Raw genomic sequence first — 18,726 nt, forward strand, 5'->3', positions numbered from 1 at the left:
GCTTTAAAAAAAATATGAAGCAATTAAACTTAAAAAATCAAAAGAAGAAGTTTAAACTTCTTCTTTTTTAAATATCAGGATCAACTGAAACATCCTCATCAATTAGAATTTTGATATTTGAAGTTCCACTTGTAGTTCCCTCATAAACATTGAATGTATTACCATCATCATCTGAAATTTGCCCATCTGATTTTGTCCAATTCCCCTCAAGCCTAACACTATCTTCACCAGACTCATCACCAAATATTTTCAAGATATTTTCATCATCAGTTAAATCTTCAATACTTTGTTCATCAACAATAATATGATTTGCTAAATCATTTGTTAAATCAATGGCTTCAATATTATCAACTTTTGGTGCTATATTTGAAAGATCTATATCTTCATCAGTTAGTACTTTTAAAGTATCTTCACCCTCACCTGCATCAATAATATCACCCTCATGATAAACAATTTCATCATCTCCTGCGCCTGCATTAATATTTGCATTTGAACCATGAGAATCAAATTTTTCATCCGCATCAGTTCCAATCATATTTGAAGACTCTTCTACTTCAAGTTTTGCAGTTGTTGAAGTAGTTTTTTCTTCGCCATCAAAAGACTCTGTTGAAGTTACACTTGCTTTCATTGAATTAATTTCTGTACTAGATAATTCTGTTGATGATACAACCGTGTATTCTTGTTGTGTACCTTCATTTGATGGTAAAGATACTGTTCCATTAGAAACAGTATACTCATTTCCACTACTATCTTTTATACTAGTAATTGATGAAGGTAAATTTTCAATTGTAATATTTGACAATGTTTCACTTCCATCTTTGTCAGCTAATACAGCTGCTAATACAATAGTATAATTATAAATAGTTGTACTCATTGGTGAACTATTAAATGCATTTGAATCACCTATGATATGACCATCTTTAAATTTAATGTTTTCAAAATCTTTAATATGATTTTGAATATAATCTTTATTGTAATAATAATCACTATATGTATAATCTTTTAAATATATTGAATCATTACCTTCTCCACCAAATACATAACCAGAAACTTTATCTTCAACTGTAATAAAGTCATCTCCATTACCTAGATATATAGCACCTCTACTTTTAATGTCATCTCCAACATAAACAACATCATCTCCACCAAATGTTTGAACTGTACCTTTTACATCATCATTATATTTTATATACTCAGCCTCATTTGTATATCTTTCTCCATAATAATCACTATTATCTTTTGTAACATCATAATCATGACTAATTACTTGACTACCATTATCTTCTACACTAAAATCTAATCTTGGAGTAGTTACAGTATCATCAATATTATTTTCAATATTAATGTTTACTTTTACACTTGCTTTATCTCCATCTTCATCTTGAGTATTTACTACAAAGCTTTCTGTAAACTCTTTTATATCATTAAATTTTCCACCAAAGCTATAATCCCCTGTTTGAAAATTAAAATCTAAAGTAGCTCCTGAACTAGTTAAAATTGTAACAATATTATTTGATGCATCATCTATTGTATAGCTATTTCCATCTACAACAATTGACTCAACAGAAATTTCACCATCACCTCCAGATATATTATCTAAAATATTTCCTTCAATTTTTTTATAAACATTCTCAACAAGTCTATCTTTTAAATCATTTTCATCTTCTATGATTGTCACATTTGTTTTTACATTACCAACATCTTGTGCAACTTTATCTAAATAAGTAGTATCTGTAATACCTTTACCTATTCCTATTACATTTAACTCTTTAGCATTGTTTTCTAAAAAGTCTTTCCAGTTTTCTAAGTATTTACTATCAATAATTCCATATTCATCATACCAACCATCATTATTTTCAACACTTGGTTTACCATCAGAGATGAAATAAACTGTTGCTTTTTCTCCATTTGTAGGAGGAGTATAGTTTGAATATGTCTCTTCTAGTGCATCTTCATAGTTTGTACCACCACCTGCATCAAATTTATTTATAACTTTTAATGCATCTTCTGGACTATACCAACCATCAATAGGAGATACCCACTCACCATCTACATATGTTGAATCATCTAAATCATCTGCAGTTCTTGCAAAAGAAGTTAAATTAATTTTTACATTAGAGAACTCTTTATATGTATCTATCATATTTTGTAAAGCATCTTTTGCTAATTGTAATCTAGTTATCCATGAACCGTCTTCTTGTTGAACATAATCATCCATACTTCCTGAAATATCTAAAACAATTACAATATTTTCATCTGTTTTACTATATGTATCTCCAAAATCCAATACTTGTGATTCATCTTGTGCAAAAGGAACTGCATCACTGTTTGTTGTTTCTTTATAGTTTGTTCCATCTTCATTATCATTTGATTCACTTGCTCTTGCTGTAATAGTTAGATTAAAATCACCTGCACTATCTTCAGGAACTTTTAATTTTAAATTGTCACTTATAGATGTTGAATCTGCTGGAACTTCTACACTATATGAACCATCACTATTTTTTGTAATAGTATAAGTATCATCTATACTTTCAAGTGTTGCACCCTCAGGAACTCCATCAATTTTTACACTTAATGTTTCACTTCCATCTGTATCAGTTAATGCAGCACTAATATCTACATCATACTCAAATGTTTTTGTTCCCTCTTTTACAAGTTCTCCATCAATAACATCATAAACACCATCTTTAAATACTAATTTTTCAATACTATATAAATTATCACCCATTTCATAAGTATCTAAACCTTGATTGTCAGGATGAGACCAACCTTTTGATGCATCATATCTAGTATCAATTACATTTATTCTAACATTTGAACCCTCAGTAATAAATGTAATATTATAATCATCAAAATTACCTCTATATATTACAGTATCTGTTCCATCTGAAACAGAAGGTAATGCTCCTTCATGTCCTCCATAAATAGAGTCATCTCCTTCTTGTCCTAAGAATACATCATCCCCATCATAACCTATCATATTATCAGATAAGTCTTTTCCATCAATAAAATCATCAGTATTGTTAAATCTACCTGCTGATAAATTATCACCATGTGATTCAGTACCTTCAATATATGTATCAGAATTATCTTTCAACTCTTGTACATAATTGTCATAATCAAAGTCTGAATTATCAATTATTACAGTTGCATTACTAACATTGATTGAAGCAGTTGGCGCATCTGCTACTGCTTTTACTTCAACTGATGTTGTGTACTCTTCATCATGCCATGTAGTTCCATCTGAAACTTCAAATTTAAAACTACCATCTTCATCACTATTTGAATCAGGTTCAAAAATAACTTTTCCAGAAGCAATATCAGCTAGAGAGATAACTTGATTTTCTGCAATTTCAATAGTTGTATCTTCTGTAACCACATAAGTATTACCCTCTTTATCTATTACAGTTTGTCCACTTGTTACTTTATAGTATAAAGTTCCATTTTCAGGAACTTGTGTTATTTTAAACTCTCTTACATCTTTTCCAAGCTCACCAAAATCTGTCTCTGTTAATACATATGTTGTATCTTCTGTTACAACAATATTATCATTTGTTGAACTTAAATCATCTTTGAAAGAGTCACTTAAATCAAATGAACTATCAGTTCCATTTACTTTTTCATAATTTCCACCAACAATCTCTTTTACAACAATATTAATATCAGATAAATCATCAAAATCTTTTGCATCAACAGTTAAAGCACCTCTTCCAGTAGCATTTAAATCAACCTCATACTCTTGACCATTTACTTCAACAATAGCTTTTGCTTGTCCTTGAGGTGGATAGTTTTCATCTACTTGAATATTAAATGTAACTTTACCTTCAGATGTATTAATATCTGTAATTTCAGGATCAATAACTTCTGTATATGAAATTTCATTTATTAAATAATCATCATCATGTCCTGGTGCACTAAACTCAACTTTATCAAATGCTGTTGGTTCACCATTTGCATCTGGAAATTCAAAAGTATAAGATAAATCAACTCTATCAGTTCCACCTTGAGCTTGAACAGATTTAATCAAGTTACCATTTACATCATAATAATTAACAGTCGCATCTGTACTAGAACCACCTCCAGTAACTTCTGCATACCCTAACTCTTCTGTATCATTAAAAAATGTAACTTTAGCAGTTTCACCGTTATGTCTCCAAGCAAAAGCTACATCTAATGAATCAGCATCATTAGTAAAATCAAAAACTATTTTTTCACTAACTCCATTATATCCATGACCTAACTCTGAACTTGCTCCTGAACCTGATGTATTTCCTTGAACACCAAAACCATCATGGTTTGTTCCTTTAACAATTGCTAAGTTCCCTTCATTGCCATATACATCATAAGCAGTTACATTAATACCCGTAGCTTCACCAAACTCAGTATCAACATCAATAACTTTTGGAGCAGTTGCAACTGCTGTTACTGTCACGTCAATAGGTGTAATTGTATCAGCTATATTTGCTGTTACTGTATCTGTAGATGGTGTTAATTGTTCAAAGTTTCCACCCTCTACACTTGTAATTGAATTATCTAATGTACTTGCATCATTATATACATCTTCTGTATTTGGGTTTGTTACTTCTAGTGTTCCTGTTGTTCCACTTGTAATTGTGATATCACCTAACTCTGTATGTACTATAACTGGATCATCACCTGCTAATACTGGGTTTGATAATGTAGCTGTAAATGTTACTGTTCCTGCTGCCTCATTTGTATCTGTTGCACTTAAACTTACTGTTGTCTCATCAGCTGTTGGCTCTGTTACAGTTGTTGTTGCTGTATCACTTGTATCTAGGCTTTCATAATTTCCACCAGTAGTTCCTGTGATTGATACGTTCTCTGTTGTTCCATCTGTTTGTCCATATACATCATCAGAACTTGCTACTGTTACACTTCCAGTAGTTTTTCCAGCTTCGATTGTAATCTCTGCTCCATTACTTAATGTGATTACTAAATCTGTCTCTGGTGTATTATCTACACTTGCAGTATATGTTATATCTTCACCTGCTTCTACACTGTCTGTTGCTGTAAGTGTTACTTTTGTAGCATCTATTGTATCAGCTATATTTGCTGTTACTGTATCTGTAGATGGTGTTAATTGTTCAAAGTTTCCACCCTCTACACTTGTAATTGAATTATCTAATGTACTTGCATCATTATATACATCTTCTGTATTTGGGTTTGTTACTTCTAGTGTTCCTGTTGTTCCACTTGTAATTGTGATATCACCTAACTCTGTATGTACTATAACTGGATCATCACCTGCTAATACTGGGTTTGATAATGTAGCTGTAAATGTTACTGTTCCTGCTGCCTCATTTGTATCTGTTGCACTTAAACTTACTGTTGTCTCATCAGCTGTTGGCTCTGTTACAGTTGTTGTTGCTGTATCACTTGTATCTAGGCTTTCATAATTTCCACCAGTAGTTCCTGTGATTGATACGTTCTCTGTTGTTCCATCTGTTTGTCCATATACATCATCAGAACTTGCTACTGTTACACTTCCAGTAGTTTTTCCAGCTTCGATTGTAATCTCTGCTCCATTACTTAATGTGATTACTAAATCTGTCTCTGGTGTATTATCTACACTTGCAGTATATGTTATATCTTCACCTGCTTCTACACTGTCTGTTGCTGTAAGTGTTACTTTTGTAGCATCTATTGTATCAGCTATATTTGCTGTTACTGTATCTGTAGATGGTGTTAATTGTTCAAAGTTTCCACCCTCTACACTTGTAATTGAATTATCTAATGTACTTGCATCATTATATACATCTTCTGTATTTGGGTTTGTTACTTCTAGTGTTCCTGTTGTTCCACTTGTAATTGTGATATCACCTAACTCTGTATGTACTATAACTGGATCATCACCTGCTAATACTGGGTTTGATAATGTAGCTGTAAATGTTACTGTTCCTGCTGCCTCATTTGTATCTGTTGCACTTAAACTTACTGTTGTCTCATCAGCTGTTGGCTCTGTTACAGTTGTTGTTGCTGTATCACTTGTATCTAGGCTTTCATAATTTCCACCAGTAGTTCCTGTGATTGATACGTTCTCTGTTGTTCCATCTGTTTGTCCATATACATCATCAGAACTTGCTACTGTTACACTTCCAGTAGTTTTTCCAGCTTCGATTGTAATCTCTGCTCCATTACTTAATGTGATTACTAAATCTGTCTCTGGTGTATTATCTACACTTGCAGTATATGTTATATCTTCACCTGCTTCTACACTGTCTGTTGCTGTAAGTGTTACTTTTGTAGCATCTATTGTATCAGCTATATTTGCTGTTACTGTATCTGTAGATGGTGTTAATTGTTCAAAGTTTCCACCCTCTACACTTGTAATTGAATTATCTAATGTACTTGCATCATTATATACATCTTCTGTATTTGGGTTTGTTACTTCTAGTGTTCCTGTTGTTCCACTTGTAATTGTGATATCACCTAACTCTGTATGTACTATAACTGGATCATCACCTGCTAATACTGGGTTTGATAATGTAGCTGTAAATGTTACTGTTCCTGCTGCCTCATTTGTATCTGTTGCACTTAAACTTACTGTTGTCTCATCAGCTGTTGGCTCTGTTACAGTTGTTGTTGCTGTATCACTTGTATCTAGGCTTTCATAATTTCCACCAGTAGTTCCTGTGATTGATACGTTCTCTGTTGTTCCATCTGTTTGTCCATATACATCATCAGAACTTGCTACTGTTACACTTCCAGTAGTTTTTCCAGCTTCGATTGTAATCTCTGCTCCATTACTTAATGTGATTACTAAATCTGTCTCTGGTGTATTATCTACACTTGCAGTATATGTTATATCTTCACCTGCTTCTACACTGTCTGTTGCTGTAAGTGTTACTTTTGTAGCATCTATTGTATCAGCTATATTTGCTGTTACTGTATCTGTAGATGGTGTTAATTGTTCAAAGTTTCCACCCTCTACACTTGTAATTGAATTATCTAATGTACTTGCATCATTATATACATCTTCTGTATTTGGGTTTGTTACTTCTAGTGTTCCTGTTGTTCCACTTGTAATTGTGATATCACCTAACTCTGTATGTACTATAACTGGATCATCACCTGCTAATACTGGGTTTGATAATGTAGCTGTAAATGTTACTGTTCCTGCTGCCTCATTTGTATCTGTTGCACTTAAACTTACTGTTGTCTCATCAGCTGTTGGCTCTGTTACAGTTGTTGTTGCTGTATCACTTGTATCTAGGCTTTCATAATTTCCACCAGTAGTTCCTGTGATTGATACGTTCTCTGTTGTTCCATCTGTTTGTCCATATACATCATCAGAACTTGCTACTGTTACACTTCCAGTAGTTTTTCCAGCTTCGATTGTAATCTCTGCTCCATTACTTAATGTGATTACTAAATCTGTCTCTGGTGTATTATCTACACTTGCAGTATATGTTATATCTTCACCTGCTTCTACACTGTCTGTTGCTGTAAGTGTTACTTTTGTAGCATCTATTGTATCAGCTATATTTGCTGTTACTGTATCTGTAGATGGTGTTAATTGTTCAAAGTTTCCACCCTCTACACTTGTAATTGAATTATCTAATGTACTTGCATCATTATATACATCTTCTGTATTTGGGTTTGTTACTTCTAGTGTTCCTGTTGTTCCACTTGTAATTGTGATATCACCTAACTCTGTATGTACTATAACTGGATCATCACCTGCTAATACTGGGTTTGATAATGTAGCTGTAAATGTTACTGTTCCTGCTGCCTCATTTGTATCTGTTGCACTTAAACTTACTGTTGTCTCATCAGCTGTTGGCTCTGTTACAGTTGTTGTTGCTGTATCACTTGTATCTAGGCTTTCATAATTTCCACCAGTAGTTCCTGTGATTGATACGTTCTCTGTTGTTCCATCTGTTTGTCCATATACATCATCAGAACTTGCTACTGTTACACTTCCAGTAGTTTTTCCAGCTTCGATTGTAATCTCTGCTCCATTACTTAATGTGATTACTAAATCTGTCTCTGGTGTATTATCTACACTTGCAGTATATGTTATATCTTCACCTGCTTCTACACTGTCTGTTGCTGTAAGTGTTACTTTTGTAGCATCTATTGTATCAGCTATATTTGCTGTTACTGTATCTGTAGATGGTGTTAATTGTTCAAAGTTTCCACCCTCTACACTTGTAATTGAATTATCTAATGTACTTGCATCATTATATACATCTTCTGTATTTGGGTTTGTTACTTCTAGTGTTCCTGTTGTTCCACTTGTAATTGTGATATCACCTAACTCTGTATGTACTATAACTGGATCATCACCTGCTAATACTGGGTTTGATAATGTAGCTGTAAATGTTACTGTTCCTGCTGCCTCATTTGTATCTGTTGCACTTAAACTTACTGTTGTCTCATCAGCTGTTGGCTCTGTTACAGTTGTTGTTGCTGTATCACTTGTATCTAGGCTTTCATAATTTCCACCAGTAGTTCCTGTGATTGATACGTTCTCTGTTGTTCCATCTGTTTGTCCATATACATCATCAGAACTTGCTACTGTTACACTTCCAGTAGTTTTTCCAGCTTCGATTGTAATCTCTGCTCCATTACTTAATGTGATTACTAAATCTGTCTCTGGTGTATTATCTACACTTGCAGTATATGTTATATCTTCACCTGCTTCTACACTGTCTGTTGCTGTAAGTGTTACTTTTGTAGCATCTATTGTATCAGCTATATTTGCTGTTACTGTATCTGTAGATGGTGTTAATTGTTCAAAGTTTCCACCCTCTACACTTGTAATTGAATTATCTAATGTACTTGCATCATTATATACATCTTCTGTATTTGGGTTTGTTACTTCTAGTGTTCCTGTTGTTCCACTTGTAATTGTGATATCACCTAACTCTGTATGTACTATAACTGGATCATCACCTGCTAATACTGGGTTTGATAATGTAGCTGTAAATGTTACTGTTCCTGCTGCCTCATTTGTATCTGTTGCACTTAAACTTACTGTTGTCTCATCAGCTGTTGGCTCTGTTACAGTTGTTGTTGCTGTATCACTTGTATCTAGGCTTTCATAATTTCCACCAGTAGTTCCTGTGATTGATACGTTCTCTGTTGTTCCATCTGTTTGTCCATATACATCATCAGAACTTGCTACTGTTACACTTCCAGTAGTTTTTCCAGCTTCGATTGTAATCTCTGCTCCATTACTTAATGTGATTACTAAATCTGTCTCTGGTGTATTATCTACACTTGCAGTATATGTTATATCTTCACCTGCTTCTACACTGTCTGTTGCTGTAAGTGTTACTTTTGTAGCATCTATTGTATCAGCTATATTTGCTGTTACTGTATCTGTAGATGGTGTTAATTGTTCAAAGTTTCCACCCTCTACACTTGTAATTGAATTATCTAATGTACTTGCATCATTATATACATCTTCTGTATTTGGGTTTGTTACTTCTAGTGTTCCTGTTGTTCCACTTGTAATTGTGATATCACCTAACTCTGTATGTACTATAACTGGATCATCACCTGCTAATACTGGGTTTGATAATGTAGCTGTAAATGTTACTGTTCCTGCTGCCTCATTTGTATCTGTTGCACTTAAACTTACTGTTGTCTCATCAGCTGTTGGCTCTGTTACAGTTGTTGTTGCTGTATCACTTGTATCTAGGCTTTCATAATTTCCACCAGTAGTTCCTGTGATTGATACGTTCTCTGTTGTTCCATCTGTTTGTCCATATACATCATCAGAACTTGCTACTGTTACACTTCCAGTAGTTTTTCCAGCTTCGATTGTAATCTCTGCTCCATTACTTAATGTGATTACTAAATCTGTCTCTGGTGTATTATCTACACTTGCAGTATATGTTATATCTTCACCTGCTTCTACACTGTCTGTTGCTGTAAGTGTTACTTTTGTAGCATCTATTGTATCAGCTATATTTGCTGTTACTGTATCTGTAGATGGTGTTAATTGTTCAAAGTTTCCACCCTCTACACTTGTAATTGAATTATCTAATGTACTTGCATCATTATATACATCTTCTGTATTTGGGTTTGTTACTTCTAGTGTTCCTGTTGTTCCACTTGTAATTGTGATATCACCTAACTCTGTATGTACTATAACTGGATCATCACCTGCTAATACTGGGTTTGATAATGTAGCTGTAAATGTTACTGTTCCTGCTGCCTCATTTGTATCTGTTGCACTTAAACTTACTGTTGTCTCATCAGCTGTTGGCTCTGTTACAGTTGTTGTTGCTGTATCACTTGTATCTAGGCTTTCATAATTTCCACCAGTAGTTCCTGTGATTGATACGTTCTCTGTTGTTCCATCTGTTTGTCCATATACATCATCAGAACTTGCTACTGTTACACTTCCAGTAGTTTTTCCAGCTTCGATTGTAATCTCTGCTCCATTACTTAATGTGATTACTAAATCTGTCTCTGGTGTATTATCTACACTTGCAGTATATGTTATATCTTCACCTGCTTCTACACTGTCTGTTGCTGTAAGTGTTACTTTTGTAGCATCTATTGTATCAGCTATATTTGCTGTTACTGTATCTGTAGATGGTGTTAATTGTTCAAAGTTTCCACCCTCTACACTTGTAATTGAATTATCTAATGTACTTGCATCATTATATACATCTTCTGTATTTGGGTTTGTTACTTCTAGTGTTCCTGTTGTTCCACTTGTAATTGTGATATCACCTAACTCTGTATGTACTATAACTGGATCATCACCTGCTAATACTGGGTTTGATAATGTAGCTGTAAATGTTACTGTTCCTGCTGCCTCATTTGTATCTGTTGCACTTAAACTTACTGTTGTCTCATCTATTGTATCTGTGATATTTATTGTTTTACTTGCTCCATCTACACTTACATCTTCGAAGTTTCCACCATTGATTGCTGTTACTTCTGCTGTTAATGTTGAAGCATCATTATATACATCTGAATCTTTTGTATCTATTGTTAATGTACCTTCACCATTTGCATCTAATGTTACTGTATGTTCTACTCCACCAACTACTACTGTTGCTGTTGCACTTGTCCCTGCATCTGGTGCATTTGATGTTTGGATTGTAAATGTTACTGAATCGGCATCTTCATTTACATCATTTCCACTTATACTTACTGTTGTTGTATCTATTGTATCAATTACTGTTGTACTAGCTGTTGTATCACTATTTACAATGTCAAAGCCTCCGCCATCTGTTCCAGAAACTGTTGCTTCAATTGTGATATCTTCTTCTTTATACACATCAGGATCTGGAGTAATACTTGCAACTACACTTCCTGTAGTTGATCCAGCAGGAATATTAATTATTGCACCATTACTTAATGTAATAGTCATATCTGTTAATGCAGGAGTAGAAAGATTGGCTGTATATGTTATTGAGTTATCATCTTCTGTAATTTGTGATGTTGCACTTAATGTTATAGTTACTTCTGTATCCCCTGCACCATCTCCAGGAGTACCGTCTCTATCAGGAATATTTGAGTCTAATCCATCTAATTGAGTATCAAGTCTACTTCTTCCACCTAATATATTTACATCATCTGCATCATTAAAGTTAATAGGTCTAAAAGTTGAAGTATCACCTTCAGCCCCACCAGCAGCTGCAGCATCAAGCATACTTGTTAAAGAACCAAAGTCATCTATTATAACTCCATTTGTTTCTTCTGGATTTATAGATGATTGAGCCAATAAGTCTTTTAAAGATTTAATTACATCATCACCTTTAAAATCATTATTTAATACTGTTTGATTTAATTCTTCAAGGCCTTCTTCATCTTTAATAATACCTAAAATATTTTTATCTTCTACATTTTCTTCAAGGATTAAATCTACTATGTTTTTAAATACAATTTTTACTTTTGTTGTTCCTAAATCCATATTTAAAACAACCGATTTTTCAGAATCTTGAAGATTCATTGTGTATTTATGCCCATCAAGATTATTAAAATAGAACTGTTGACCAGCTTTTGGAGTAATTACTAAATTCTCAGTAACATCTAAACTTTTAACTTCACCATTTAACTCTTTAATCATTAACTTTAACATAATAGACTCCTATAATTTTCTACTATAATCATAATAGTAAAAAAAAGTCTCTATAAAGTTTCTTTTTATAAAAAAATTAAGAAATTATTTATTTTATGATATTTTGTGGTGTTTGTATTGTAAAAAGTGCTCCATTATTTGTATTATCAGCACTTAGCATTCCTGCCATGTTTTTTTCTATAATAAGTTTCGACATAAAAAGTCCTATTCCTGAGCCATCTTTTTTTTCATTTGTATAAAAAGGTTTAAACACATCATCAATATTTTTAAGTTTTATTCCGCCTGCATTATCTTCTATTTTAATAATTGCAATATCTTCTTTTTTATCAATTGTTATTTTTATTAGTGGATTTTTTATTTTTCTATAGATTAACATCTCTTTGGCATTGTTAATTATATTAATTAATACTTGTGAATATTCACTTTTTACTCCAAAAACTTCTGGATTTTTTTTCACAATAATCTCAAGATTAATATTATTATCTTTTAAACTTGTACTTAAAATATTGATTGCAGAGTTTATTTGTGTTGAAAGACTAAATTTCACAGACTGTTTATTTGTGGAAAAAAAATTCTTAAAATCATTTATTGTATTTGACATATATTTAGTAATTTCATTTAATTTAGAAATCGCTTCTAAAACCTCATCATTATCAATACTCTTATTACCTCTTAATTTAATTTCAATTGGTAAAAATAAAGAGTTTATTTCCATAAGTGGTTGTCTCCATTGATGAGAGATTGAAGATAGCATCTCTCCCATTGAAGCTAATTTACTTTGATGAAAAAGTATTTGTTCCTTTTGTCTATTTTTTTCTATTTCTTTTTGAATTTTTTCTTCTAACTCTCTATTTTGTTCTTCAAGTTCTATGAACTCATCAAGCTTTGTTTGTCTCATTTTATGCCTACTTTAAATTATCTTGTTTTAAAAAATATATTTTTTCACCATCAATAACTTTAGCTACCCCATCAATAAAATCATACACAAAATCATATTTTGCTAAAACAACTTCTTCGCATTTTCTATTTAAAAAACCCCATTTATTATCTTTTTTAAATCTTACAAAACCATTACTAAAAGAGTATATTTCATCATATGAAAAATCTGTTATTAAATTCATATTTTTATCTATACAAGCATATTTATTATTTGAAAAAGACTGAACAAAACTAACATCAAATAAAAAGTCTCTTGCATCCTTAAAAATAGGTTTTTGAACTAAATTTAACTTTTCATCAATATAACCAAATTTTTCATTTTCTTGAACAACAGCAAATTTATTATAAAACTTCGAAACTTTTTTAAAAACAGGTTTAAAAATCACTTTATCTAAAGAAATAATCCCAAAATAGTTATTATACTCATATAATAAATATTCATTTGCATTATTAGTATTTATACCATCAATAAAAGATAGTTGATTAAAAATTGGTTTTATTATAAACTTGTTTTCTTTACTACTAAAAACTCCATATTTTTCATTTTTACTTGTTATTATCAAATTATCTTTTGAGCTACAAGCAAGAAAAAATATAGAAATAAAAATAGATATAATTAGACTTCTTTTCATATAAAGTTTCCTTATTATTTTGGTACAGTTTGTATTTTGAACTCTACTCTTCTTGATAATTCTGAGTTTTCTAAGCCATCTTTATTTTTAATAGTTTCTAAAGAAGACTTTCCTTCTGGAAAAAAGTTCTTTTCTATCCAAATCATATTATCCTTAACTCTTTTATCATCAATACTTTTTATAAAACTATAAACATTTTGTGCTCTTTTTTGGGATAATTGCATATTTTTTTCAAACTTTTCTTCTTCACTTTTTGCACTACTATATTCTGATGATGTGTGCCCTTGAATTAAAACATTTACTATTTGATCTTTGTATTTATATAAAGTTTCAATATACCTTGGTATAAAAGATTCTAAGATTCCTTTATACTTTTCATTTAAGTCTAAACTTCCATATGAAAACATTGCTTGTGGATTTAGAAATCTAAATGTTAAAGTTTGTTTATCAAGTTGTGCATTCCAATTTTCTAAATCATCTTCAAACTCTTCATAAAGTGCTTCATAAAGTGAATTTAAAACATGAATAGAAAAAGTACTACTTTTTTCATCTATAAAATTTTCATTTTTTCCTACTACTTTTATTTTATAATCACCATTTTTTAAATATTTATCAATGTTTACACACCATGTATCATTTTTAACTTTGCCTTTAAACTCCATATCATTTAGATATAAATTAACTTCATCAATTTGATTTCCCAATATTTTCCCACAAATTTTTGGAGTACTGTCATTGATAATATAATACTCATTTATTTTAATTAAACTTTTTGGAAGCAATAAGTTTTCAACAAGACTTACAGTATCAATATCATTTATATTTTTATCTACATCATTAGCTTTAGCTTTATTTTCACAAAAGCTATTTATATTTTCACTCTCTAACATTTTTATTATTAATTGATCATTTGTTTTAACAGCATAATCAAAAGCTTTAAAGCCATACTTATCTTTAATATCACTTTTTGCTTTATTGCATAGTAATAATTTTGACATTTTTGTATAAGCATTTCTAGTAGAATCTAACAATGGAGTATCACCAAATTTATCAATACTATTAACTAAAGCTCCATTTTCAATTAATATGTTTGCAATTTCTAAATGATTAAATCTAGATGCCAAGTGAAGTGGGGTATATCCATATCTATCTTTTTTGTTTATGTCTAACTTATTTTGTAACAATAAAAAGTTCAATAATTCTATATCATTGATTCTTGCTGCATCATATATACTCATTTCTTTTAAAACACCCAGTTCATCAGTTTTTAAAAGATTATCTTTAAGTGTCAATTGTTTGTTTTTTTCAACATTCATACAACCATTAAAAAATATCCCTATAATAAAAATTGCCACAAATATTTTCATAAACTCTACCTCTCTGTTAATGCATTTTGTTTAACTTTTAATATTGGTTTTAAAATAAAATCCAAAATAGTTTTTTTACCAGTTACAATATCTACAGTTGCTACCATCCCAGGAATAATTGGAAGTTTTTCTCCATTTCTTTCTAAAAAGTTTTTATCCGTTCTTACAACAACCCTATAATAACTTTTTTCATCTTTTGATTCTTTATCCATTATACTGTCAGCTGAAATATCTACAATTTTTCCATCTAAACCACCATATATAGAAAAATCATAAGCTGTAATTTTTACAATAACTTTTAATTTTGGATGAATAAAAGCAATATCTTTTGGATCTATTTTTGCTTCTACAAGTAATGCTTCACTACTTGGAACAATCTCAATTAAATCCATCCCTGATTGTACAACTCCACCTATTGTATTAAGATATATTTGTTTTACAGTTCCATCTACAGGTGATGTTAAAACTGTTTTTGCAACTTTATCTCTATCTGAAACTAGCTTTGCTTTAAATTTATTTAATTCACCTAAAGTTTTTTGTAATAAATCAGAAGCTTCACTTTTAAAAATATTTATTTTTTCATCAATTTTAAAATTAATCTCTTCAATTGCTGATTTTGAACGAGGAATTGATAATAATGCAGCTTCTAAATCACCACTTACTTTATTGTACTCTTTCTCAATATCCAATACATCATAAGTAGACTTTGCACCTCTTTGTGCAAGTCTTTGTATTGTCTTTCTTTGCTCTTTTATAATTCTATAACTTTTCTTTAAATTTGTAACTGTATTTTCAATCTCTTTTAATTCTTGTTTTTTTTGTTCTAATTGATTTTGCAATACTTTAACAGATGATTTTAGTTCTCTTACTCTACTTTTAAAAAGTTGCCTTTCAGAAGCTGCGTATTCAGGTGCAATTTCTAAAATTTCTTCTGGAAAATTTAATTTTGGAATTTTTTTTGTTATATCTAATTTAGATTCAACTTCAAGTCTAACCCTAACTGCTAAAAGACCTAAATATGCTTGTTTATTCTCTTCAAAAGAAGCTTGAAACCTAGTTGTATCAATTTTTATTAAAGGGTCACCTTTTTGAACCATTTGACCTTGTTTAATTAAAATATCAGAAATAACACCACCATCAAATGATTGTACTTGTTGAATCTTGTCTGATGGGATAACTTTACCCTCACCTCTTGCTAATTCATCAATTTGTGAAAAGGAAGCCCAAATAACAAAAGCTGTAAAAATTAATGTAATCATTATAAATACTATTTTTGAGATATTTGTAGGTTCTTCATTTGCATAACTATAGCTTGTATATACAAAGTTCATATCATCATTAGATGAATCTTCTAATCCAAATATAGATTTGAATCTATTTTTTAAACTATCATTTTTTTTATTTTCAAAATTCTCTTTTTTAGATTGAGGGATTGAACTATTTTGCCCCTCATTAATAATCTTTTTAATATCTTCTTGTTCTTCCATGATTATTTACCTAACTTATTAAATACTTCTTCTTTTGGTCCATCAAGTATTATTTTACCATCTTCTACAATTATCACCCTATCAACTAATTGCAACAATGAAGTTTTATGAGTAACTACTATTAAAGTTTTATCTTCAATAATATTTTTTATTCTATCTATAAACATTTTTTCTGTTTGCCTATCCATAGAGTTTGTAGGTTCATCTAGCATTAAAATATTTGGATTAGAAATAAGTGCCCTTGCAAGTGTAACAGCTTGTCTTTCACCACCACTTAAGCCCTCACCTCTTTCTCCTACAATTAAATCATATCCAGCTTCATGTTTACCTAAAAACTCATTTAAACCAGCAACTTTTGAAGCTCTTAATAGCTCTTCATCAGAAACATACTGCTCTCCAATTGTAATATTATCTTTAATTGTACCCATAAATAAAAATGGTTCTTGAGGAACTGCACCTATTGCTTGCCTTAAATCAACTGGATCTATTTGTCTAATATCTACACTATCAATTAAAACGGAACCTTTATTTGGTTCATATAAACTCATAATTAATTTTAACAGTGTTGATTTACCTGAACCAATTTTTCCTAAAACAGCTACTCTTTCGCCTTGTTTTATTTTTAGATTTATATCTTTTAAGGTTTGATGATTTTGATCTTTATAGGCAAACTGAACATCTTTAAACTCAATAGTTCCTGATAAATTTGGTCTGCTTATATAAGTTTTATTCTCTTTTTCAACTGGCATTTTCATAACTTCATCAAGATTTTCTAAAGAAAGCATTGTTTTGTCATATTTTATTATCATTCCAACAAGTTGTGAAACAGGTGAGATAACTCTACCATTTAATATCATTGCTGCAATAATAGCACCCATTGTCATCTCTCCCTCACTTGCAAGATAAACACCAGCTGCTACAATTAATATATTTGAAAACTGTGAAATAAAAGCAGTGAAAAAAGTAATCGTTTGAGATAAAAATTGTCCCTTGTCTGCATAATGGATTGTTTTATTAACTGATTGATCCCAATGTGTTCTCATTCTATTTTGGGCTCTAATACTTTTTATAATCTCTAAACCTGTTACAGTTTCAATTAAAGTTGTATGTTTTATTTGTTCTTCTTTTACTGACTTTTCAATTATCTCTTTTAAAGGTCTTTGCATATACCAAGAAACCAACATAGAAATTACAACTGTAGCAATTGTAATATAACCTAAGGGTCCACCAATATAAAAAATCACTATGATAAAAATAATAACAAAAGGGAGATCAACAGCAGCAGCAATAGTAGCGCTTGTAAAAAACTCTCTTACACTTTCAAAAGATTGTAATCTACTTACAAATTGTCCTGTAGAAGCTGGTTTTGCATTGATTTTGATATTTAGTAGTTGATTAAATATTCTATTTGAAATAACAGTATCTGCTCTTTTACTTGCAACTCCTAAAAAGTATGACCTTAACATTTTTAAAATAAAATCAAAAAGCATTACTAAAGATATTCCAATAAATAAAACCCAAAGTGTTTCTAATGCATTATTTGGCAAAACTCTATCATAAACATTCATAGTAAATAAAGGTGTTGCAAGAATAAAAAGATTTATAAAAAGAGATACAATAATTACTTGCTTATAAATTCCCCTATTACGCTTTAATGTTCCCCAAAACCAATCTTTGGGTTGATCAATAACAACCTCTTTTTCAACTTTGTTATTAAAAGAGAATTCAGGTTTAATAATAATCAAACTTCCAGTATATTCAGACTGTAACTTCTCCATACTCATAGTTGTTACACCCTTACTAAGTCCTGGTAAGATAACTTGTGCTTCACCATTGTTTATATCATAATCAAGTAAAACACAAGATCTATCTTTTTCAAGTAATAAAACAGAAGGCAATGCTAATTTTGTAATATTTGGAATATCCCTTTTTACAACTTTTGTTGTAAAGCCTATTCTTTGGGAAGCTTGTAAAAACATATCAACATTCATTGAAGATTTATGAATAGGTAGTCCAAAAGTTAAAGATTCAGCTGATGTTTCTCTTTTGTGATATTTTGATAAAAAAATCAAACACTCAAGTAAACTATCAACTTCTCTTCTATCTTTTAAATTTTTTAAGCTTTGCTCATCTTGATTTGTATTAATATCTGGTGTACTCAAAAGCCTACCTTTTTAAATTTAAATTAAATTTATTATACAATTAAATTTATAAAGGTATAATTTCATCTC

6 protein-coding genes are annotated in these 18,726 nt (G+C 30.8%); all 6 read right to left on the bottom strand.

What is annotated here, in order from left to right; genetic code table 11:
- Positions 1–67: 67 nt before the first annotated feature.
- Positions 68–12,070 (bottom strand): immunoglobulin-like domain-containing protein, encoded by a 12,003-nt coding sequence (locus AMRN_RS12830; protein ID WP_118897464.1) that lies wholly within the window; start codon positions 12,068–12,070, stop codon positions 68–70.
- An 88-nt stretch (positions 12,071–12,158) separates the two neighbouring features.
- Positions 12,159–12,968 (bottom strand): sensor histidine kinase, encoded by an 810-nt coding sequence (locus AMRN_RS12835; RefSeq protein WP_099312611.1) that lies wholly within the window; start codon positions 12,966–12,968, stop codon positions 12,159–12,161.
- 7 nt (positions 12,969–12,975) lie between these two features.
- Complete coding sequence (locus AMRN_RS12840) at positions 12,976–13,641, bottom strand: WG repeat-containing protein (protein ID WP_099312610.1); 666 nt, start codon at positions 13,639–13,641, stop codon at positions 12,976–12,978.
- A 14-nt stretch (positions 13,642–13,655) separates the two neighbouring features.
- The gene (locus AMRN_RS12845; RefSeq protein WP_099312609.1) at positions 13,656–15,008 is read right to left on the bottom strand and encodes an ankyrin repeat domain-containing protein; all 1,353 of its coding nucleotides are present in this window, start codon (positions 15,006–15,008) and stop codon (positions 13,656–13,658) included.
- 5 nt (positions 15,009–15,013) lie between these two features.
- Complete coding sequence (locus tag AMRN_RS12850; protein WP_099312608.1) at positions 15,014–16,495, bottom strand: HlyD family type I secretion periplasmic adaptor subunit; 1,482 nt, start codon at positions 16,493–16,495, stop codon at positions 15,014–15,016.
- Positions 16,496–16,497: 2 nt separating this feature from the next.
- On the bottom strand, positions 16,498–18,657 hold the full coding sequence (locus tag AMRN_RS12855) for a type I secretion system permease/ATPase (protein WP_228150860.1): 2,160 nt from the start codon (positions 18,655–18,657) through the stop codon (positions 16,498–16,500).
- Between the last annotated feature and the right edge of the window lie 69 nt (positions 18,658–18,726).

Origin of the sequence: Malaciobacter marinus, assembly GCF_003544855.1 — a bacterium.
GTDB classification, from domain to species: Bacteria; Campylobacterota; Campylobacteria; order Campylobacterales; family Arcobacteraceae; genus Malaciobacter; species Malaciobacter marinus.

What these genes read in the sequence shown, in the direction of transcription:
- AMRN_RS12840 (WP_099312610.1), bottom strand. Translation starts at nt 13,641, where the DNA reads ATGAAAAGAAGTCTAATTATATCTATTTTTATTTCTATATTTTTTCTT.
- AMRN_RS12845 (WP_099312609.1), bottom strand. Translation starts at nt 15,008, where the DNA reads ATGAAAATATTTGTGGCAATTTTTATTATAGGGATATTTTTTAATGGT.
- AMRN_RS12850 (WP_099312608.1), bottom strand. Translation starts at nt 16,495, where the DNA reads ATGGAAGAACAAGAAGATATTAAAAAGATTATTAATGAGGGGCAAAAT.
- AMRN_RS12835 (WP_099312611.1), bottom strand. Translation starts at nt 12,968, where the DNA reads ATGAGACAAACAAAGCTTGATGAGTTCATAGAACTTGAAGAACAAAAT.
- AMRN_RS12830 (WP_118897464.1), bottom strand. Translation starts at nt 12,070, where the DNA reads ATGTTAAAGTTAATGATTAAAGAGTTAAATGGTGAAGTTAAAAGTTTA.